Source organism: Salinibacterium sp. dk2585 (genome assembly GCF_008001035.1).
GTDB lineage: Bacteria > Actinomycetota > Actinomycetes > Actinomycetales > Microbacteriaceae > Homoserinimonas.
Map to the genome: position 1 here is coordinate 2,561,212 of NZ_CP042856.1, position 20,854 is coordinate 2,582,065.

The 20,854-nt window shown below is 68.3% G+C and carries 19 protein-coding genes; 7 read left to right on the forward strand and 12 right to left on the reverse strand.

Going from position 1 to position 20,854, the window contains the following annotated elements; all coding sequences use genetic code 11:
- Positions 1-45 precede the first annotated feature (45 nt).
- Both FVA74_RS12105 and FVA74_RS12110 read right to left on the reverse strand, forming a co-directional pair.
- Entirely contained in the window at positions 46-1,143 is a 1,098-nt protein-coding gene (locus FVA74_RS12105) for a VIT1/CCC1 family protein (RefSeq protein ID WP_147722744.1), read from the reverse strand.
- Positions 1,133-2,056, reverse strand: coding sequence for an aldose 1-epimerase family protein (locus FVA74_RS12110; protein WP_147722745.1), 924 nt, complete (start codon positions 2,054-2,056; stop codon positions 1,133-1,135). Before FVA74_RS12110 ends, FVA74_RS12105 begins: the two co-directional genes overlap by 11 nt.
- A 28-nt stretch (positions 2,057-2,084) precedes the next feature.
- Between FVA74_RS12110 and galT the strand changes: the two genes are divergently transcribed.
- The 3 genes from galT to FVA74_RS12125 are packed head-to-tail and all read left to right on the forward strand — an operon-like array spanning position 2,085 to position 4,946.
- A complete protein-coding gene (gene galT / locus FVA74_RS12115; RefSeq protein WP_147722746.1) occupies positions 2,085-3,188 on the forward strand; it encodes a galactose-1-phosphate uridylyltransferase in 1,104 nt (367 codons plus the stop codon).
- Entirely contained in the window at positions 3,185-4,342 is a 1,158-nt protein-coding gene (gene galK / locus FVA74_RS12120) for a galactokinase (RefSeq protein WP_147722747.1), read from the forward strand. The genes galT and galK overlap by 4 nt, the downstream gene beginning before the upstream one ends.
- 4 nt (positions 4,343-4,346) lie before the next feature.
- A complete protein-coding gene (locus FVA74_RS12125; protein WP_147722748.1) occupies positions 4,347-4,946 on the forward strand; it encodes a phosphoribosylanthranilate isomerase in 600 nt (199 codons plus the stop codon).
- Between the two features lie 117 nt (positions 4,947-5,063).
- On the opposite strand, the gene FVA74_RS12130 is transcribed toward FVA74_RS12125, so the two are convergent.
- The 8 genes from FVA74_RS12130 to FVA74_RS12165 form a co-directional block, all read right to left on the reverse strand.
- The gene (locus FVA74_RS12130) at positions 5,064-6,344 is read right to left on the reverse strand and encodes an ABC transporter substrate-binding protein (protein ID WP_147722749.1); all 1,281 of its coding nucleotides are present in this window, start codon (positions 6,342-6,344) and stop codon (positions 5,064-5,066) included.
- 45 nt (positions 6,345-6,389) lie between these two features.
- Positions 6,390-7,433, reverse strand: coding sequence for a branched-chain amino acid ABC transporter permease (locus tag FVA74_RS12135; protein ID WP_147722750.1), 1,044 nt, complete (start codon positions 7,431-7,433; stop codon positions 6,390-6,392).
- Complete coding sequence (locus FVA74_RS12140; protein WP_240792236.1) at positions 7,430-8,314, reverse strand: branched-chain amino acid ABC transporter permease; 885 nt, start codon at positions 8,312-8,314, stop codon at positions 7,430-7,432. Before FVA74_RS12140 ends, FVA74_RS12135 begins: the two co-directional genes overlap by 4 nt.
- Positions 8,314-9,030, reverse strand: a complete 717-nt coding sequence (locus FVA74_RS12145; RefSeq protein ID WP_147722751.1) for an ABC transporter ATP-binding protein — start codon at positions 9,028-9,030, stop codon at positions 8,314-8,316. The genes FVA74_RS12140 and FVA74_RS12145 overlap by 1 nt, the downstream gene beginning before the upstream one ends.
- Entirely contained in the window at positions 9,027-9,818 is a 792-nt protein-coding gene (locus FVA74_RS12150; protein ID WP_147722752.1) for an ABC transporter ATP-binding protein, read from the reverse strand. The genes FVA74_RS12145 and FVA74_RS12150 overlap by 4 nt, the downstream gene beginning before the upstream one ends.
- 77 nt (positions 9,819-9,895) lie before the next feature.
- Complete coding sequence (locus tag FVA74_RS12155; protein WP_147722753.1) at positions 9,896-10,873, reverse strand: NADPH:quinone oxidoreductase family protein; 978 nt, start codon at positions 10,871-10,873, stop codon at positions 9,896-9,898.
- Positions 10,870-11,463 carry a TetR/AcrR family transcriptional regulator gene (locus FVA74_RS12160; RefSeq protein ID WP_147722754.1) on the reverse strand — a complete coding sequence of 198 codons (594 nt, stop codon included), beginning with the start codon at positions 11,461-11,463 and terminating at the stop codon, positions 10,870-10,872. The genes FVA74_RS12155 and FVA74_RS12160 overlap by 4 nt, the downstream gene beginning before the upstream one ends.
- 22 nt (positions 11,464-11,485) lie before the next feature.
- A complete protein-coding gene (locus tag FVA74_RS12165; protein ID WP_370454512.1) occupies positions 11,486-12,226 on the reverse strand; it encodes an SDR family oxidoreductase in 741 nt (246 codons plus the stop codon).
- A 138-nt stretch (positions 12,227-12,364) separates the two neighbouring features.
- Here FVA74_RS12165 and FVA74_RS12170 point away from each other — a divergent pair, with 138 nt between their 5' ends.
- Positions 12,365-13,534, forward strand: coding sequence for a serine hydrolase domain-containing protein (locus FVA74_RS12170; protein WP_147722756.1), 1,170 nt, complete (start codon positions 12,365-12,367; stop codon positions 13,532-13,534).
- On the opposite strand, the gene FVA74_RS13640 is transcribed toward FVA74_RS12170, so the two are convergent.
- Positions 13,531-13,989, reverse strand: a complete 459-nt coding sequence (locus tag FVA74_RS13640; protein WP_168220131.1) for a thioesterase family protein — start codon at positions 13,987-13,989, stop codon at positions 13,531-13,533. The genes FVA74_RS12170 and FVA74_RS13640 overlap by 4 nt on opposite strands.
- Positions 13,990-14,062: 73 nt before the next feature.
- On the opposite strand from FVA74_RS13640, the gene FVA74_RS12180 reads away from it, so the two are divergent.
- The 3 genes from FVA74_RS12180 (at position 14,063) to FVA74_RS12190 (ending at position 20,372) form a co-directional block, all read left to right on the forward strand.
- Complete coding sequence (locus tag FVA74_RS12180; RefSeq protein WP_168220132.1) at positions 14,063-15,226, forward strand: CdaR family transcriptional regulator; 1,164 nt, start codon at positions 14,063-14,065, stop codon at positions 15,224-15,226.
- A gap of 80 nt (positions 15,227-15,306) precedes the next feature.
- On the forward strand, positions 15,307-16,524 hold the full coding sequence (locus FVA74_RS12185) for an NADP-dependent isocitrate dehydrogenase (RefSeq protein WP_147722759.1): 1,218 nt from the start codon (positions 15,307-15,309) through the stop codon (positions 16,522-16,524).
- 254 nt (positions 16,525-16,778) lie between these two features.
- Positions 16,779-20,372 (forward strand): S8 family serine peptidase, encoded by a 3,594-nt coding sequence (locus FVA74_RS12190; RefSeq protein WP_147722760.1) that lies wholly within the window; start codon positions 16,779-16,781, stop codon positions 20,370-20,372.
- Here the strand turns inward: FVA74_RS12190 and FVA74_RS12195 are convergent.
- Positions 20,369-20,824: a hypothetical protein gene (locus FVA74_RS12195; protein WP_147722761.1), complete on the reverse strand. Its 456-nt coding sequence runs from the start codon at positions 20,822-20,824 to the stop codon at positions 20,369-20,371. The genes FVA74_RS12190 and FVA74_RS12195 overlap by 4 nt on opposite strands.
- Positions 20,825-20,854 lie beyond the last annotated feature (30 nt).

Genomic DNA, 20,854 nt, shown 5'->3' on the forward strand with positions numbered 1-20,854 from the left:
CTGCAGGACTCGATGGTACGGCCGACCGCCGACACGGACGAGGGGTCAGACGACGGTGGTGCCGAATGCGAGGCCGAGCGCGTAGGTGACGGCGGCGGCACCGAAGCCGATCGCAAGTTGCCGCAGCGCCCGCCAGTGCGGCGGCCCGCCAGACAGCACGCCGACCACGCCGCCCGTCACGAGCAGCGCCACGCCCACGATGGCGGCGGCGACGACGACCGCCAGCATGCCTTCGAGGCCGACGAGGTAGGGCAGCACGGGCAGCAGCGCACCCGTCGCGAAGAAGCAGAAGCTCGAGAGGGCGGCCCCGGTTGCCGAGCCGACCTCCTCATGCGCGGCGGGCACCGTCACCTCGCCGGAGGCGTCACTGCTGCGGAGGGTCGCGATGGTCTTGCGGGCCCGGGCATCCGCCTCGACCGGATCCATGCCACGCGCGCGGTAGACGAGCGCGAGTTCGTTGGCGTCGACATCGAGGTCGGGCAGCACCCGCTGCGCGCGCGGGTCGGGGTCGGATGCCGCGAGCAGCTCACGCTGCGACCGCACCGACACATACTCTCCCGCCGCCATCGAGAGGGCGCCCGCGAAGAGGCCCGCAATGCCCGTCGCGAGGATGATCGACGGGGCCACACCCGTCGCCCCGATCCCCATGACGAGCGCCAGGTTGCTCACGAGCCCATCGTTGGCACCGAAGACGGCGGCCCGGAACGACCCCGAGATGCGGGCACGTCCCCGCGCCGCGAGACCGCGCACCACCTCGCCGTGGATGCGTTCGTCGGCGGCCATCGCGGCGGTCGCGTCGGCATCCGATTCATACGGCGAACGCGCCTCGGCACGCTGTGCCAGCGCGAGCACGAAGACCGAGCCGAAGCGCCGCGCGAGCCAGCCGAGGGTGCGCGTGCGCAGGGCACCCCGCCGCGGCGGCCCCACCTCGTCGCCGAGCAGGGTGATCCAGTGCTTCTCGTGCCGCGCCTCCGCCTCGGCGAGCGCGAGCAGGATCTCCCGCTCCTCGCCCTCACGCCGCCCCGCGAGGTCACGGTAGACGGCCGCCTCGGCCCGCTCATCCGCGAGATAGCGGCGCCATCGACGAATCTGGGAGCGACTCGGCTGCGGATGCTGCGGCTCCCCGGGCACTTTAGCCGACATAGTCGATGCCCCACGAGGTCGACCAGACCTCGTCGGGGGCGAGCCAGCGCACTCCGAGCCCGCTGTTGAAGGCGTCGGGCGGTGCCGTCATCGGCTCGATCGCAACCGCGAGCCCCATGCCGTCGGCCTTCGGGAACTCGCGCGTCGTGAACACCTGCACCCAGCGCCAGTCCTGCTCCTGCCAGATGTGCAGGGCGCGACCGTCGGGGGCGGCGAGGCTGTGGCTGATGCGTCCGTCGCGTTCCGTGAGGTCACCGAAGGCGTCGTCGAGTGAGAGCTGGCCGATGGCGCGGCCGCTGCTCAGGTCGAAGTCCGTGCCAGGCACCGCGACATCACCGCTCGGGTTCAGTCGGTCGTCCACCCCGACCCGGGAACCCGCGTCGATCGTGAGCGTGAGCTCCTCTACGGGCACGTCACCGAGGCGGAAGAAGGGATGCACGCCGAAGGCGACCGGCGCGGCGGCGGCCGAGCGGTTGGCGGCACTGTGGGTGACCCGCAGCCCGCCATCGACGAGCTCGTAGCGCACGCTCGTGTCGACCATGAACGGGTAGCCGTGTTGCGGGAACACGGTGGCAGCGAGGGTGATCGCGGCATCCGTGCGCTCCACGACCGTGTATGGCGCGTTGCGGAGGAGGCCGTGGATGGCGTTGCCGCGTGCCGGCTCGGTGATGTCGAGCTGCTGGGTCTCGCCGTCGAGCTGCCAGCGGCCGTCGCGCACGCGGTTCGGCCACGGCGCCAGCACGATGCCGCAGCCGAAGGGCGGCAAGGTGTCTTCTGCGAAGGGTTCCGTGAGGGCGACCCCGTCGACCTCCAACACCCGAAGCGCTGCAGCTAGCTCCGTTATGATGGCCCGGCCGGTGTGGCCGCCGTTTGAGAACGACAGTTCGAACTGTTCTCCCGTGTGCGCACGCATGCCGCCAGCCTAGAGCGAAAAGGGTGCCATGACCCAGATCACGAAGACCGTCACGACCCTCGCCGACGGCCGCGAACTCGTCTACTACGACGACGCCGACACGACCCTCAGCGGCGAGCGGGCGGTCGACGCGCGCACGCTCGACCCGCGACCCGCCACGGCGACAATGCGGCAAGACGTGCTGACGGGCGACTGGATCTCAGTCGCCGCCGCACGGCAGAACCGCGTCTTCCTCCCGCCAGCGCACCAGGACCCACTCGCACCGGCCACCCCCGAGAACCCCAGCGAGATCCCCTCGAACTACGACGTCGCCGTCTTCGAGAACCGCTCCCCCTCCTTCGGCCCCGAGGTCGGCGATGCGGATGTCGCAGGGCTCGGCTTCGAGCGCACGGCGCCGTCCTACGGCCGCTGCGAGGTCGTCTGCTTCAGCCCCGAGCACGAGGGCTCCTTCGGCACGCAGACCCCGTCGCGCGCCCGCACCGTGATCGAGGCGTGGGCCGACCGCACCGCCGCCCTGTCGGCCATGCCGGGCATCCGCCAGGTGTTTCCCTTCGAGAACCGCGGACGGGAGATCGGCGTCACGCTGCCCCACCCGCACGGGCAGATCTACGCCTACCCCTACGTGACACCGCGCACGCAGCGACTGCTCGCATCCATCGACGAGCTCGGGCCCGACCTCTTCGAGCGGCTGCTCGACCGCGAACGTTCCTCGACGCGCGTGCTGCTGAGCGGCGAACACTGGACGGCCTTCGTGCCCTTCGCCGCCCGCTGGCCCATCGAGGTGCACATGCTGCCCCACCGACATGTGCCCGACTTCGCCGGGACGAACGACGAGGAACGCGACGAACTCTCGCACCTCTACCTCGAACTGCTGCGCGGCATCGACGCCGTCTACGACACCCCGACCCCCTACATCGCCGCATGGCACCAGGCACCGGTCGGCCTCGCGCGCGACAGTGTGCGCCTGTCGCTCCAGCTCACCTCGCCGAGGCGCGCCGCCGACAAGCTCAAGTTCCTCGCCGGCTCCGAGGCCGCCATGGGAGCCTGGGTCGGCGACGTGCCGCCCGAGCGCAGCGCCGAACTCGTGCGCGAGGGCATCGAACGGGCACGTGCCACGAAAGGAACCGCATGAGCGACATCAGAGATGATGCACGCGAGGGCTTTGCCGAGACCTTCGGCCACGAGGCGTCCGGGGTCTGGTCCGCGCCCGGGCGCGTGAACCTCATCGGCGAGCACACCGACTACAACGAGGGTTTCGTGCTGCCCCTCGCGATCAACCGCCGCACGGTCGTCGCACTCGGGCTGCGGGAGGACGGCATCCTGCGCGTCGCGAGCGCCTTTGCGGACGAGGTCGCCGAGATCGCCCTCGCCGAGCTCGCTCCCGAACGGCTCGAGGGCTGGGCCGCCTACCCGCTCGGCGTCGCGTGGGCTCTCGGCCAGCACGGTGCCGACCTCGCCGCCGTGCCCGGGGTCGACCTCTTCATCGACTCCGACGTTCCCGTCGGTGCCGGCCTTTCCTCCTCCGCCGCGATCGAGAGCTCGGTCGCCCTCGCCCTCAACGACGTGTGGCAGCTCGGCTTCGACCGCCGCACCCTCGCACGTGTCGGCCAGCTCGCCGAGAATGAGGCGGTCGGCGCCCCCACGGGCATCATGGACCAGTCGGCAGCGCTCCTCGGCGAGACCGACTCCGCCGTCTTCCTCGACTGCCGCAGCCTGCACGCCGAGATCGTCGACCTCGGCTTCGACCGGGCGGGCCTCGCCCTCGTCATCATTGACACGGGCGTGTCGCACTCTCACGCGACAGGTGGCTACCGCGATCGTCGCGAGTCCTGCGAGCGCGGGGCACGGATGCTCGGGGTCGAGCACCTGCGCGACCTCAGCGTCAACGACCTGGAGCGGGCGCGCACGACCCTCGACGACGAGACCTTCCGCCGAGTGCGCCACGTCGTGACCGAGAACCAGCGCGTGCTCGACACCGTGCGGCTGCTGCGGGAGCAGGGCCCCACCGCGATCGGCGAGCTGCTGGATGCCTCGCACGCCTCCATGCGCGACGACTTCGAGATCTCCGTGCCGGAACTCGACCTCGCGGTCGAGGTCGCGAACGCCAACGGCGCCCTCGGCGCCCGGATGACGGGTGGCGGCTTCGGCGGGGCGGCGATCGCGCTCGCTCCCCTCGACGCCGTCTCGCGCATCCAGGTGGGTATCGACGGTGCCTTCGCTGAGCACGGCTTCGGCCAGCCGGAGATGTTCGTCGTGGCTGCCTCACATGGAGCGATGAGAGAGTAGGGGCATGTTCGTCAAGATCTGCGGCCTCAGTGAACGCGTCCACGTCTACGACGCGATCGAAGCGGGCGCGGACGCCGTCGGCCTCGTGCTCACCCCGAGTCCACGCTTCGTCACGGCGGATGCCGCCAAGGACCTTGTCGCGGCCGCCGAGGAGCGCGTGCTCACGGTCGGCGTGTTCCGCGACGAGACGGTCGACGAGATCGAACGGCTCGCGGAGGCATCCGGTGTCTCGGCGATCCAGGTGCACGGCAAGCGCAGCCGCGCCGAGATCTCGAAGCTCGGGATGATCGGTCGCACACTCATCCGCGCCGTGCCGTTCGACGACCCGAGCCTCGAGGAGAACTTCGGGGAACACATGCTGCTCGTCGACGCGCCGAAGCCGGGCTCGGGCGAGGTCTGGGACTATGCGGCCATGTCGGGCCTGACGCTGTCGGATGTCGGCGGTCGATGGATTCTCGCCGGTGGCCTGACACCCGACAACGTGGCCTCCGCGATTGCGGCCGCAACCCCCTGGGGCGTCGATGTGTCGAGCGGCGTTGAGACCGCGCCGGGCGTCAAGTCGAGCGAGCTCATCAGGAGCTTCGTCTCCGCGGCCAAGGCCTAGCCTTCACAGCCCAGGAGCCGCCTTTCACAATTCAGGAAGGGAACGGCACAGTTCCTGAATTGTGAACGGCGAAGGGGCCGCCGCGCGAACGCGACGACCCCTCACCGAGTGCCTTGCTTAGTTGGAGCCGGGGATGCCGTTCTCAAACGGAACCTGGCCGCCGGTGTATTCCGTGACCTCGCCGTTCTCGTAGACGTAGGGCGCGCCGAAGTACGCCTGCACGCCGCTCTTCACCTGGCTGAGCTGCACGCCGGTGTTACCGGTGTGGTCCTCGGGCGAGTAGCCGAGGGGCACGAGGCCCGAGCCCTTGACCGCGCCCGACTCGATCGCCTCGACGATCGACTCACGCGTGGGGTTCTCGCCAGCAGCCGCGAGAGCCTCAGCGAACATGTAGGCCATGTTCATGCCGAAGATGTCGTTGCCGCCGATCTCGCCGCCGCCGTTGTACTCGTCCTGCACCATCTGGAAGTGCTCGACCCACGGGTCGTCCTGGTTGGTCTCGAGCGAGAGGTAGAACGTGCTGATGAAGTTCTCCAGCAGCAGGGGTGCGTTCTCCTGCAGGTAGTCCTTCTCGAGCGTGCCGTAGTCACCACCGGCCGAGGTCGCCATCCACTGCGGGAAGAAGCCGAGCTGCGCGGCCGTTCCCACGGCGAGTGCCGTGAAGCCGTTGATGCTGGCGAGGAACACGACGTCGCAGTTCGCGGCCTTGAGGGCGCTGATCTGTGCCGTCACGTCCTGATTGGCGACCGAGTAGCGTTCGCTCGCGGCGAGGCCGTCGGCGCCAAGGATCTCGAGTGCGCCCTTCTCGAAGTCGTCACCGAAGTCGTCGTCCTGGCCGAACATGCAGTAGGTGCCGTCGGGCATCTCCTGCTGTGCGTATTGCGCGAGGATGGCGGCCTCAGCGATGTACTCCGAGTTGTAGCCGAAGGTCCACGGGTACTTCTCCGGCTGGTCCCACATCGGCGACCCGCCCGAGACGAAGAGGTCGGGGACCTCGTTCTCGTTGAGGAAGTCGATGACGGCGCTGTGCGTCGGGGTGCCGAGGCCACCGAGGATCGCGAAGACCTCCTCCTGCAGCACGAGGTCACGCACGACGGTCTGCGTGTTGGCGGGGTTGTAGCCATCGTCCTTGACGATGAACTCGATCTCACGACCGTTGATGCCGCCGTTGTCGTTGATGTAGTCGAAGTACGCGCTCGTCGCGGCTGAGATCGACGAGAAGCCGGCTGCGGCCGGGCCCGTGAGCGGCTGGTGCGTGCCGATGACGATCTTGTCTTCAGTTACACCGGGCACGTCCTGGGCGTCGCCTCCGCCGCCTCCGGGCGAGGAGCACGCCGCGAGTGCGAGCACAGATGCGGCACCCACGACCGCGAATGCGCGATTCCTTTTGAGAGTCATCTTTGACCTTTCTGTGGTGATTGGTTGGTGCTTGGGTATTTCGGGTTATTTCGGGACAGGAACTGATTGCGGAGTTCCTCGGGACTGCATCTTGAGCCTGCCCTTGCGGAGGAGGCCCTGGATGCCGAGGGGAGCGACGATCACGACGAGCACCATGATGGCGCCGAACAGTCCGACCGCGAGGTTGCCGTCGAGGCGCTGTGCGACCTCGGGCGACAGGGACAGGCTCTTGGTAAGGGAGCCGATGGCATCCGGCAGCACGACAAGGAGGATGGACCCCCAGAGCGCGCCGTAGAGGGTGCCGATCCCACCGATGACTGCGGCCATCAGCAGGAAGAGGGAGAAGACGAGGCTGAAGGCCCCGGGGTTGGCGCTCTGGGTCATGAAGGCGAGGACTGCGCCGCCGACGCCGGCTGCCGCCGAGCTGACCGTGAACGCGATCACCTTGGTGCGCGCGACGTTGACACCGGCGATCGCGGCGGCGACCTCGTTGTCTCTGACCGCACGCATCTGGCGACCGAAGTTGCCCTTCATGAGGTTGCGCAGCAGGATCACGACGAGCGCAGCACACGCGATCGCGACCCAGGCCTGGAACATCTCGGTGCCTCCTCGACCCGCGAGGAACTCGGGTCTGCGCTCGACCGAGATGTAGAGGCCCTGGTCGCCGTTGAAGACGTCGGAGAAGCGGCTCGTGATTGCGGGAAGGGCGATCACGAGCGCCAGGGTCACACCGGCGAGGTAGGGACCGTGCAGTCGCGCCGCCGCGAGTCCCACGACGAGGCCGAGCACTGCGGCGCCGACGACGGCCGCGAGGATCGGCAGGATGAGCAGCACGGGGCCGGTGACCTCCTGCTCCGCGAGCCCGTTGGCGGTGAAGGCGTAGCAGTACGCGCCGCAGGCCGCGAGCGCCGCGTGGCCGAGCGAGAGCTGCCCGTTGACGCCCGTGAGCATCGTGAGGCCGGCGACGACGCAGAGGTACGCGGCGATAGTCGCGAGTTGGTAGTTGCGGTACGGGTCGAGCACGAAAGTGAGACCGATGACCGCGACGAGGCCCACAAGGCCGACGATGAGTGTGGTGCGACTGCTCATGCTGTGCGCTCCTTGGTGACTGAGAAGATTCCGCCGGGCTTGATGAGGAGCACGGCCAGGAGGAGCACGAGCACAGCGACGGGAGAGAGCGTCGCGCCCAGGTATCCGCTCACCCAGCTGAGCAGCACGCCCACCACGAGGCCGCCGATGACCGCTCCGGGGGCGGAGTCGAGGCCGCCGACCACCGCGATCGTGAACGCGTAGACGAACACGGCATCAGTGGAGTGTGGGTTGAGCCCCAGCTCCGTCGGGATCACGAGGAGCGCCGCCAGGGCGCTGAGCGCCGAGGCGAGCATCCACCCGAGGGTGATCATGCGGTTCGAGCGAACCCCGAGGAGGCGCGCCAGCTCGGGCGAGAACGCGGCAGCGCGCATCCGGAGCCCCACATTGGTCTTGCCGAAGAGCACGGCCAGGCCGATGACGACGAAGCCGACACAGGCGAACACGAAGAGGTCATAGGCCGAGATCGACAGCCCCGAGAGCCACGGCAGCGGGCTCTGGCTGAAGGGAAGCTTCATCGGGTGGTAGCCGTTGCCGAACAGCATGCCGATGATTGCCTGGATGACGAGCAGCACTCCGAGCGCAGCGATCACCGAGTTGAGCGGATTGACCGAGCTGACGTAGCGCATGACACCACGCTCCACGACGAACCCGATTGCCGCTCCCCCCAGAAGGGCGGCCACCAGGCCGAGCCAGTAGTTGCCTGTCGCTGAGGTCACGACGAAGGCGAGATACGTCGCCGCCATCGCGATGGCGCCCTGCGAGAAGTTGACGATGCGCGCCGCACGCCAGATGAGCACGAGCGAGAGGGCGAATACCGCCAGGACGGCACCACGGGCGAGCCCGTCGACCGTGAGGAATAAGAAGCGTTCCAGTTCCATCAGAATCCCAAGTAGGTGTGTCGGAGGTCGGTGTCGGCTGCGAGTTCCGCAGCGGGCCGGGCGGCGACGACGCGGCCCAGGTTGAGAACGACGCCGTGGTCAGCCACGGAGAGCGCACTGCGCACGTTCTGTTCGATCAGCAGCACGGTGAGGCCGGTCTCATCACGGAGGCGACCGAGGAGCTGCAGGATCTGGGCGGTAATGCGGGGCGCGAGCCCGAGCGAAGGCTCGTCGAGCAACAGGAGCTTCGGCTTGGCCATGAGTGCGCGGCCGATGGCAAGCATCTGGCGCTCACCCCCGGAAAGCTGGTGCCCCGCCGACTTGCGGCGGTTCTGCAGCGGCTCGAAGAGCTCGTACACCTCGGCGAGGGTGCGGGACGACTCGGCCGAGTTGCCGCGCCAGAGCCCTCCGAGGCGAAGGTTCTCGTCGACCGTGAGCTCGGTGATGACACCGCGGCCCTCCGGCACGAGTGCGAGTCCGTTGCGCACCATGTCCTCGACCTTGACCTTGCTGAGGTCTGTACCGCCGATCCGGATGCTTCCGGCGCTGGGCCGGATCTGCCCCATGACAGTGCGGAGAAGGGTGGTCTTGCCCGCGCCATTGGCGCCGACGACCGCGGTGATGCTGCGTTCCGGCACGGCGAGTTCGATGCCGTGCAGCACGGAGACGGGGCCGTAGCCCGCGCTGACGCCGTTGAGGGTAAGAAGGTCGCTCACGCGGCATCCACCCCCAGGTACGCCTCGGTGACGGCCGGGTTCGCGCTGACCTCTGCCGGAGTACCGGTGGCGATCAGCTTGCCGAAGTCGAGCACGGCGATGCTGTCGCACACCGACATGACCAGGTCAACGTGGTGCTCAACGAGCACGACCGAGCAATCCCTGGCGGGAATCGAGCGGATGAGTTCACCCAGCTCCTCGATCTCGTCATGGCCAAGGCCGCCGGCTGGCTCGTCGAGCAGCAACAGCGAGGGCTCGCTGACAAGGGCCCGCGCGATCGATACCTTCTTGCGGATCGCGTAGGGAAGCGTGTCAGGAAGCGCCGCCGCGTACTTCTCGATGCCGAGGGAGGCGAGGGTCGCCATCGCTCGTTCCTTCTTCTCGCGCTCTTCGCGCGCGGCGCGGGGCAGGGAGAAGAGTTCTTCGACGAAGGTGTGACGGGTCGACGACTGGAGGCCTGCGACCACGTTCTCCAGCACGGGCTGTCCGCTGAAGAGGCCGAGCCCTTGGAGCGTCCGCGCGATGCCGTGTTTCGTCAGGCGGTGGGCGCGGGGCCGCACCGCGGTGCCGTCGACCGACATCGTGCCGGAGGTCGGCTTGTATACGCCGCACACGACGTTGAAGAGGGTGGTCTTGCCTGCGCCGTTGGGGCCCATGATTCCGACGACCGAGCCGACGGGAACCTCGACCGAGACCGAGTCGAGCGCGGTGAGACCACCGAACTTGACCGTGATGTCTCTCAGGGCCAGCCGCGGCGAGCTCGCCGGGCCGGTGTCATGGGCTTTCATGTGACCACTCCTTTGTGAGGCTGTGTAGGTAGACATTCGGGTGTCTGTGTTCTCCGTAAGGGTTTCTGTCGTCGCTCTCAGGACACCTGCACGACGAGGCGACCGACCGTGCTGCCGTCACCGAGGCGCTGCACTGCGTCGGCTGCGTCTTCGAAGCCCACGACCTCACTGACGAGCGGGCGTATCGCGCCGGCGTCGGCGAGCTCTGTCAGTTCGCGGTGTGCGTCGACGACGAGCTGCGGGTTCTTGCTGTTGTAGAGGCCCCAGTGGAGGCCGACGATGCTGTAGTTCTTCACCAGCGCGTGGTTGGCCTTGGCGGTCTGGATCTCGCCCCCGGCGAAGCCCACGACGACGATGCGGCCTTCGAAGGCGACGCACTTGGTGGAGCGCTGGAACGTCTCGCCGCCGACCGGGTCGTAGATGACATCCGCTCCGCGTCCGCCGGTGTGCTCGTTGACGATCGCGACGAAGTCCTCTTCGCGCCGGTTGACGACGATGTCGGCACCCGCGTCGAGGGCGACCTGCCGCTTGGCCTCGCTGCCGACGACACCGATGACGGTCGCGCCTGCCGCCTTGCCGAGCTGCACGGCCGCGGTGCCGACGCCGCCCGCCGCCGCCTGCACGAGCAGGGTCTCGCCTGCCTGGAGCTGGCCGCGGCGGTGCAGGCCGAACCAGCCCGTCTGGTGACCGATGATGAGGGCGGATGCCTCAGCGTCGCTCAGTCCCTCAGGCGCCGGGAAGGTCGCGGCCGCAGGCACGATGACGGTCTCGGCCATGACCCCGATGTGCGACGAGACGACGCGGTCGCCGACTGAGAAGCCTTCGACCCCCTCGCCGACCGCGGTGACCTCGCCGCAGACCTCGATGCCGGGGCTGAAGGGCAGCTCGGGCTTGACCTGGTACTCGCCCCTCGCCAGCAGGACGTCGGGAAAGTTGATCGCGACCGCGCGCGCGCGCAGCGCCAGCTCACCGGGGCCGGGAGTCGGCTCCTCGAGTTCGACGATCTGCATGACGTCTTTCGGCTCGCCGTGTGCTGTTACGTGCCATGCCCTCATTGGGTTGCCTCCGGAATTCGCAGTGAGGTGATGTAGAGCTCGGTGAAGTGCTTGGCGAGCTCGGATGCGCTGATGCCGCCTTCGGGCGAGTACCAGTGCGAGAGGTAGTGGGGGTTCGAGAAGAAGTTGGCGGAGAGCACGATCGCGGGGATGTCGCTGCGGAACACGCCCTCCTCCTGGCCCTTCGCGAGCACGCCCATGAAGATGTCGTTGAACTCGCGGCGACGGCGTTTGACCTCGCGCTGCCTGACCTCCGAGAGCATGTGCTGCGAACGGAAGAACACGGCGCCTTCGAGGATGCCGGCGATCGACGTGGTCATGAGGTCTTCGCAGATGAGCCGCATCGTCTCGAGCGGGCCGAGCCCCCTGGCAACGATCTCCTCGAGGTGCGCCCGCTGGAGCGAGAGGAGGCGATCGTAGATATCGAAGAGCAGGTCGTCCTTCGACGAGAAGTAGTGGTACAGCGCACCCTTGGTGACTCCCGCCGCGTCGACGATCTGCTGCACGCTCGTCTTCGCGTAGCCCTGGGTGGAGAAGAGCTCCACGGAGACCCGCTGGAGTTCCTCTTGGATGTTGACTGATTTCTTCATGAGCCGACTATCGCATCCAGCCTCAGCCGACCGTTACCAACGTGCCGCCACCGTCGATGACGATGGTCTGACCCGTGATCCAGGCGGCGTCGTCGGAGAGCAGGAAGGTCACAGGGCCCGCGACATCTTCCGGGTTTCCAAGGCGCGCGAGGGGGTACTTGGCGGCGACCTCTTCTTCGCGGCCCTCGTAGAGCGCCTTCGCGAACTTCGTCTTGATGACGGCGGGTGCGACCGCATTGACACGGATGCGCGGCGCGAGCTCGAAGGCGAGCTGCTGCGTGAGTGACATGAGGGCGGCCTTGGAGACACCGTAGAACGCGATGCCGGGTGCCGCCCCGAGTGCCGAGACGGAGGAGATATTGACGATCGCGCCCCGGAGGCCGGCGGCGACGCAGTCGCGGGTCCAGGCGAGCGCGCCGACGACATTCACGTCGAGGATCTTGTGCACGACGGAGTCCTCGATCTCGAGGGCCGGGCCGTAGGCGGGGTTGATGCCCGCGTTGTTGACGAGGTGGTCGAGGCCGCCCATGTCGGCGATGCGGGCGAGCACCTCTTCGCGGTGCGCCGGGTCATCTGCCTTGCCAGCGATGCCGACCGCGACATCCGAACCCCCGAGGCTTTCTACGGCCGCGTCGAGCGCCTCCTGGCCTCGTGCCGTGATGACGACCCGTCCACCGTCGGCGACAATGCGCTGCGCGATGGCGAGGCCGATGCCTCGACTTGCGCCGGTGACCAGCGTCGTCGTGCCGTCGAATCGGCCCACGTCCACTCCTTCGTGACTGTCGGGATGCCGGCTCTAGATTCAGAACCGACCAGTTGGTATGTTCACCATACAGGCATGACCGCAGGATGTTGCAAGACATTTCTGTACCGAATTCCTCACGATGCAAAGGAGCTTCGAATGAGCGACACCACCCCGACCCGAACAGCCGTGGTGTACGGCGACAACGACCCCAGGTTCGACGCAGTGAGGGAGGAATTCCAGCGCCGCCTCGACAGCGGCGAGGAACTCGGCGCCTCGATCGCCGCCACGATTGACGGCGAGACCGTGATCGACCTGTGGGGCGGTTACGCGGACGAGGAGCGCACCCGGGAGTGGGAGCGCGACACCATCACGAACGTGTGGTCCACGACCAAGACGGTCGTCGCGCTCGCCGTGCTTGTGCTCGTCGACCGCGGCGAGATCGACCTCGATGCGCCCGTCGCCAAGTACTGGCCCGAGTTCGCGCAGAACGGTAAGGACGGCGTCACGGTCGCCCACCTCATGTCGCACACCTCGGGTGTCAGCGGATGGGACGCACCCTTCGTGACGGAGGACATGTTCGACCACGAGAAGGCGGCCGCGAAGCTGGCGGATCAGGCCCCGTGGTGGGAGCCGGGCACGGCATCCGGATACCACCTTCTGAACTACGGCCACCTGCTCGGAGAGGTCGTGCGCCGCGTGACCGGCAAGACGATCGGCACCTTCGTGCGCGAGGAGATCGCCGGCCCGCTCGGCGCGGACTTCCACATCGGCCTCGCCCCAAGCGAGTTCGGACGGGTCAGCCCCGTCGTCCCCCCGCCGCCCGCGCAGATGGACCTCTCGGCGCTGCCGCCCGAGCATCCGGCGATCCGCACCTTCATGACACCCGTGCTGGATGCGACCGCGACCTGGAGCGATGACTGGCGCAAGGCCGAGATCGGCGGCGCGGGCGGGCACGGCAACGCGCGTTCCGTGGCACGCATCGAGTCCGTCATCACCAACGGCGGCGAGGTCGACGGCGTCAGGCTGCTCTCCCCCGCCACGATCGATCGCATCTTCGAGCAGAAGTCGGACGGCCTCGACCTCGTGCTCTTCCAGCACCTGCGCTTCGGCGTCGGCTTCGCCCTGCCGAGCGCGGGCCAGCCTGGCATCCCGCAGCGCGATCGGCTCGCCTTCTGGGGCGGCTGGGGAGGGTCACTCATCGTCAATGACGTGGGACGCGGGGCGACCTTCGCCTATGTCATGAACAAGATGTCGGCGGGCATCATCGGTTCACCGCGCAGCGACGCCTACTTCGCCGCCTTCGACGGAGCGCTCGGAGAGGCCTAGCGGAACGGTACCGGGTCGCCCAGCCACTGCGAGAAGGTCACCCGAAGGTCTTCTGGAAGTGGAACGGGGCGGCCCGATGCCGTGTCGACGATGACGAGCGTCGTGCTGGCGATCGCATAGACGACAGAGCCGTCCGCCTCGCCCAACTCATAGCCGAGGTCGACGCTCGAGCTGCCGACGCGGGTGACCCAGAGCCTCACCGTGAGGGGCTCGGCGCGGTAGTTGAGGGGCGCCCGGTACTCGATGCGGTGGCCGGCGACGAGGCCATTGCTGCCCTCAGGGAAGAGGTCGAAGACCCCGAGTGACGGGTCGACGCCCTCGGCCGCCTGTTCCCCGAGCGGCGGCGTGAAGATTGCGAAGCGGGTGTCTTCGAGATAACGCACGAAGAAGACGTTGTTGACATGCCCGTATGAGTCCATGTCACCCCAGCGGATGGCAACCTTCGCTTCAGGCATGTGCTCCTCTTTCTTTTCTGCTCGCTTCGCTATAACATACCGGCTAGTCGGTTTGTCCGACGGGAGGTCTTCAATGTCGCAGCTTCTACACCCCACGAGTTCCGGAGCATCCCGACGAGCGCCGAGCGGCGTGACCCTCGATGCCGCCGGTCTCTCAGCGCGAGCAATCGAACTCGGAAAGCTCAGCCTGCCGTGGCTGCGCGAGATGCCACCGCGCCGGCTCACGCTCATGGATCGCGTGACACAGGCCGGCATCCGCTCGTTCCAAGCGTACTTTCGCGACCCGGACTCGGCGGATCCCACCGACATGTTCGCCGTCGCCCCGCGCGAACTCGTGCGTTCCGTGACACTGCAGCAGACCCTCCAGCTCATGCGCGTGACCTCCTCACTCATCGAGGAGACCCTCGCGACGACCGAAGAGCGTGAGGCGAGCGTGACCTTCTCCCGACAGCTCGCCTTCGCTGCCGCCGAGCTCTACGCGACAGTCGGCGACGGCAACGGCCTCTGGGAGCGTCGGCTCGAGCAGTATGTCGTGGATGCCGCCCTCCGCGGCCCCCTGCCCGATGCCCTGCACCAGCGCATCCGGGCGGTCGGATGGCGCGGCCAGGGTGCCGCGATCGCCGCCGTCGGCACGCCACCAGACGACGGCGACACCGACCGGCTGCGCCGCCTCGCGTGGGATGCGGGTGCCGACGTGCTGCTCGGCGCCTCGGGCGAGCGGCTCGTCGCGATCGCCTCGGTCGTGGAGGGACACTCGGCCGACGACCTGCCAGCGGTCGTCGCCGCGATCGCGGACGGCTTCGGCGCAGGCCAGGTACTCGTCGGCCCCGTCGTCGCCGACGTGACGGATGCCTGGAGCAGCCTCCACGCGGCATCCGTCGCCGCCGCCGTCGTCGTTGCGAGCGACGCCGACACCCGCGTCGTCGCGGCCGACGACCTCCTGCCGGAGCGCGCACTCGCGGGTGACCAGCGTGCTCGCGCCGCGCTCATCGAGAGGGCCTACACCCCGCTGCGTCGGGCGAGGCAGCCGCTCCTCGAGACGGCGCGCCGCTTCGTCGAGGCGGGAGGGGCGGTCGAGACGGCGGCCAAGCGGCTCGACGTTCACCCCAACACGGTGCGCTATCGCCTGAAGCGCATCGCGGATGCCACGGGGCTCGACCCGACGGGAGCGCGCGATTCCTTCGTGCTGCAGTGCGCCCTCCGCCTCGGACTCATGCAGGACGCCACCACCTCCTGACGCGAAGATATCTCGACATCGAGAGACTTTGACAACAGAAGGTAAGATTGGTGCGGCCCTACGAGAGGAAGCACACAAACGTGGCAAAGATCAAGGTTGAAGGAACCGTCGTTGAGCTCGACGGCGATGAGATGACTCGCATCATCTGGCAGAAGATCAAGGACACCCTGATCCACCCCTACCTCGACGTGACGCTCGAGTACTACGACCTCGGCATCGAGAAGCGCGACGAAACCGACGACCAGATCACGATCGACGCTGCCCACGCCATCCAGAAGCACGGCGTCGGCGTCAAGTGCGCGACCATCACCCCCGACGAGGCACGCGTCGAGGAGTTCGGCCTCAAGAAGATGTGGAAGTCGCCCAACGGCACGATCCGCAACATCCTCGGCGGCGTCATCTTCCGCGAGCCCATCATCATCTCCAACATCCCGCGCCTCGTGCCGGGCTGGAACAAGCCGATCATCATCGGCCGTCACGCCTTCGGCGACCAGTACCGCGCCACGGACTTCAAGTTCCAGGGCGAGGGCACGCTGACCGTCGAGTTCACCCCGAAGGATGGCGGCGAGCCGCAGAAGTTCGAGGTCTACCAGGCGCCCGGCGACGGCATCGCGCAGGTGCAGTACAACCTCGACGCGAGCATCCGTGACTTCGCGCGTGCGTCGCTCAACTACGGCCTCAGCCGCAAGTACCCCGTCTACCTCTCGACAAAGAACACGATCCTCAAGGCCTACGACGGCCGCTTCAAGGACATCTTCGAGGAGATCTACCAGACCGAGTTCAAGAGCGCGTTCGAGGCCGAGGGCCTCACCTACGAGCACCGCCTCATCGACGACATGGTCGCCTCGGCCATGAAGTGGGAGGGCGGCTACGTCTGGGCGTGCAAGAACTACGACGGTGACGTGCAGTCCGACACGGTCGCGCAGGGCTTCGGCTCGCTCGGCCTCATGACCTCGGTGCTCTCGACCCCCGACGGCAAGATCGTCGAGGCCGAGGCCGCCCACGGCACGGTCACGCGCCACTACCGCCAGCACCAGGCCGGCAAGCCCACCTCGACGAACCCGATCGCCTCGATCTTCGCCTGGACGCGCGGCCTCGCGCACCGCGGCAAGCTCGACGGCAACCAGGAACTCATCGACTTCAGCCTCACGCTTGAGGACGTCGTCATCAAGACGGTCGAGTCGGGCAAGATGACGAAGGACCTCGCGCTCCTCGTCGGCCCCGAGCAGCCGTACCAGACGACGGAGGAGTTCCTCGCGACCCTCGACGAGAACCTCCAGGCACGGATGGCCGCCTAGCCAGTCCAGCCCCTCACGACGGCCCCCGCTCACTCGAGCGGGGGCCGTCGTGCATCCCCCGCGCAGACGATTACAGCAATTGACCCCCGGAAAGTCCTCCAGAGTGAGGACAGCAGCGCGCGAGTTCTAGACGAGAGGATAAGCACACCCCCCGTGAGGGGGTAGACGTAGTGTTATGGTGCGTCTGCCGCGTCGATGCCGACGCGTGCACCCGGTGTTCCTTCTCGAGAACTGGACAAGCTGTGAAGAAGCGCATGCTCACCTCCACCGTCGCCGCCGCCGCACTCATCGCGGCCTCACTCGTGGGAGGGGGGTCGATCGCATCCGCTGCTCCCCCGCCGAGCTTCGCGGGCGGCGTCATCGGCAAGAACACGCAGACCGCCTTCACGCCCGGGCGCTACATCGTGACACTCGCGGACCAGCCGGTCGCGACCTACGACGGCGGGGTGCGTGGCTTCGACGCCACTACGCCTGAGAAGGGCGAGCAGCTCAACACGCGCAGGCAAGCCGTGCAGGAGTACGGCGACTACCTCGCCGAGACGCAGCAGGAGGTTGCGGAATCGGTCGGGGCCACGATCGATGCCTCGTACACGCTCGCGACGAACGGGTTCTCTGCCGAGCTCACCGTGGAGCAGCTCGCCGCACTGTCGGCCAACAAGAAGGTCGCCTCGCTCGTGCCGGACGAGCTCAAGCACATCACGGAGGCGGAGCGCTCGACCGAGTTCCTCGGGCTTGAGGGTCCCGGCGGCGTATGGGAGGCTGTCGGCGGCGCAGAGACCGCAGGCGAGGGGGTCGTCGTCGGCGTGCTCGACACGGGCATCGCACCCGAGAACCCCGCATTCTCGGGTGAGCCGCTCGGCACGGCCCCGGGCGCCGGACCCTACCGCGACGGCGACGCGATCGTCTTCGAGAAGAGCGACGGCGGCACCTTCACGGGCGCCTGCGTCGAGGGCGAGCAGTTCACCGCCGACGACTGCAACAGCAAGGTCATCACGGCGCGCTACTTCGTCGAAGGCTTCGGCGTCGGCAATCTCGGTGGCGCCGACCTTGGCGAGTACGTGTCGCCGCGCGACGGTGACGGGCACGGTTCGCACACCGCGAGCACGGCGGCGGGCAACCTCGACACCCCCGCAAATGTGGCAGGCCAGGACTTCGGCACCTTCAGCGGTGTCGCGCCGGCCGCCAAGATCGCCGCCTACAAGGTGTGCTGGACGGGCCCCGACCCCGCCGCCACGAACGACGACGGATGCACCACCACCGACCTGCTCGCGGCCATCGACCAGGCCGTGGCCGACTCGGTCGACGTCATCAACTTCTCAATCGGCGGCGGCTCCGCCCAGGGCACCGCCGAGCCGACCGACCTCGCCTTCCTGGGCGCGGCGGCGGCCGGAATCTTCGTCGCGGCATCCGCCGGCAACGCCGGCCCCGGCGCGACCACGCTCGACAACGCAGCCCCCTGGATCACGACCGTCGCGGCAAGCACGATCCCGAACTACGAGGCGACGGTGGAGCTGGGCGACGGGCAGCGCTTCGCGGGAGCATCGGCCACGGTCGATCGCACCGAGGGTGCTGAGCCTGTGAGCGGACCCCTGGTTGCGGCATCCGCTGTCGCACTGCCGGGCGCGACGGATGCGAACCTGTGCCTCGCGGGCACCCTCGACCCCGCCCGGGTGGCGGGCACGATCGTCGTGTGTGAGCGCGGTGTCAGCGCCCGCGTCGACAAGTCGGCCGAGGTCGCCCGCGCGGGCGGCATCGGGGTCGTGTTGATCAACCCGAGCTTCAGCTCGCTCGACCTCGACACGCACGTCATCCCGACGGTGCACCTCGACGCGGACACGCACGCGGCCGTGCTGGCCTACGCGGCAACGCCGGATGCGACAGCGACGCTGCTGCCCGGGAACCTCACGGGCGTCGAGACCCCGACACCCCAGGTCGCGGGCTTCTCGTCGCGCGGCCCGATCGAGGTCGACGGCAGCGACATCATCAAGCCCGACATCTCGGCGCCCGGCGTCGGGATCCTCGCGGCGACCGCGAACCCGGTCGACGGTGAGCCGACATACGCGTTCCTCTCCGGCACGTCGATGTCGTCGCCGCACATCGCGGGACTCGCCGCGCTCTACCTGGGCGAGCGGCCCACCGCGACCCCGGCCGAGATCAAGTCGGCATTCATGACGACGGCCTACGACACGGTCGATCGGGAGGCGGGCCGGGTGACCGACCCCTACGCACAGGGTGCGGGGCACGTCGACCCGACGCGCTTCTTCTCGCCGGGCCTGCTCTACCTCAACGACACACCCGACTGGCTGTCGTACCTCGAGGGCGCCGGCTACGACGTGATCGACCCCGCGGTCGAGCCCGTCGATCCGAGCAATCTCAACCTGGCCTCGATCGGCATCGGCTCGCTGACCGGCACCGAGACGATCACGCGCAGCGTCACCTCCACGCAGGCCGGCACCTTCACGGCGTCGATCGACGTGCCGGGAATCGAGGCGACCGTCGAGCCCTCGACGCTCACCTTCGGTGCCGCGGGCGAGACGCAGACGTTCACGATCACGGTCACGCGAACGGATGCTCCCCTCGACGCCTTCACGAGCGGCTTCCTCACCTGGAGCAACGGCGAGACCGAGGTGCGCAGCCCCGTCTCGATTCGTCCCGTAACGATCGTCGCACCCGACGACGTGGCGGGCGAGGGCGTCACGGGGGCCGTCGGTGTGACGGTCACCCCGGGAGGCACGGGTGAGATCCCACTCGGCACGACTGGGCTTGCGCTGGGCACGCTGCATCCGGACCCCACGGGCGTCGAGACGGAACACTCGGGCTCCGGCACCAACGGCGACACCTTCACCTACCAGGTGGCGGTCGGCGAGGGCGCGCGGTACGCCCGCTTCGACCTCGACTCGATCGACGACACGGCCGACCTCGACCTGGTCGTCTACCAGCTGGATGCGGCGGGCACGCCGATTGCAGGATGGCAGTCAGCAAGCGGCGCGGCCGATGAGCGCGTCAACCTGGTCGCGCCGGAGGCGGCCACATACCAGGTGATCGTGTCGGTCTACTCCGCGAACCCCACGACGGCGTTCGACCTCAGCACCTACGTGGTGGCGCCGGGTGGTGCGCCGCTCGCGCTCGAGCCGCCAGTGCTCGCGGGCGTGCAGGGTGAGCCGGTCACCTACACGGCATCGTGGGCCAACCTCGCTCCGCACAGCCGCTACCTCGGCCTGATCGAGTACGGCGAGACGGGCAAGTTCACGGTGCTGCAGGTGACGACAGGCGAGCCGCCGGCCCCTGACGCTCCCGTCAATACGGTGCCGCCCGCCATCACGGGCGAACCACGCGTCGGCGCAGTGCTCCAGGCGAACCCCGGCGAGTGGAACGTGGAGGGTCTCGCGTTCACCTACCAGTGGCAGGCGGACGGCGAGAACATCGGCGGCGCGACCAGCTCGAGCTACCGCGTGACGCCCGCCGACCAGGGGCGCGCCATCAGCGTCGTGGTCACGGCGACGGGAGAGGGCCTGCCCAGCGCGACCGCGGCATCCGAGGCGGTCACGATCGCGTACACGACCGCGACCCGCCTCTCGCTCTCGCAGTCGCTCGCGTTCTCGTGGCAGAAGGTCACGGCAACCGTGAAGGTCAGCTCGGCGGCAGACTCGGTGCCCGGCACGGTGCGCGTGAGCGTCGACGGCCGTCAGGTCGGCGAACAGCCGGTGTCGGTGGACGGCTCGGCGAAGGTCACGCTGCCCAAGCTGCGCTTCGGGCTGCACAAGGTGACGGCAGAGTTTGTGCCGGCCGACGCATCGCTCGTCAGCGGCAGCCGCAGCAGCGCCAAGTACGTGCTCGTGCTGTTCTAGAGGCGAGACGCAGGAAGGCCCTCGGCAAGCGCCGGGGGCCTTCCTCGTCGGGGCGACTCCGCGGTGACCTCGGGCCGCACGTTCTCGGTGCGCTGGCCCGACATGACCGCCACCTTGCGAGGCTTCGTGCGCTCGCTGACGGGGATCGCGATCGGGTTTGACACGACGCTGATGACGGAACGTGTGGTGCCGTGAGCGCGGTGGGTGACGAGCGCCGCCATGATCTCGTCATCACCGTCGTCGAAGGCATGTCCGCCGCCACCGTGGCAGTGGAGGTCGATGAACCCCGGCGTGATCGTGCGGCCCGTCAGGTCGACCATGGCATCGGCGGGCGGAGGTGCGCCAGCACCGACCTGGGCGATCGTGTCGCCCCTCACAAGCATCCAGAAATCGTCGACGACGCCTTCGACGTCGACCTTGCGCGCTCCGCGAAATACCGTCGACTGCGACATGGGGCCAGCCTACGACTGGGTGCTGCCGAA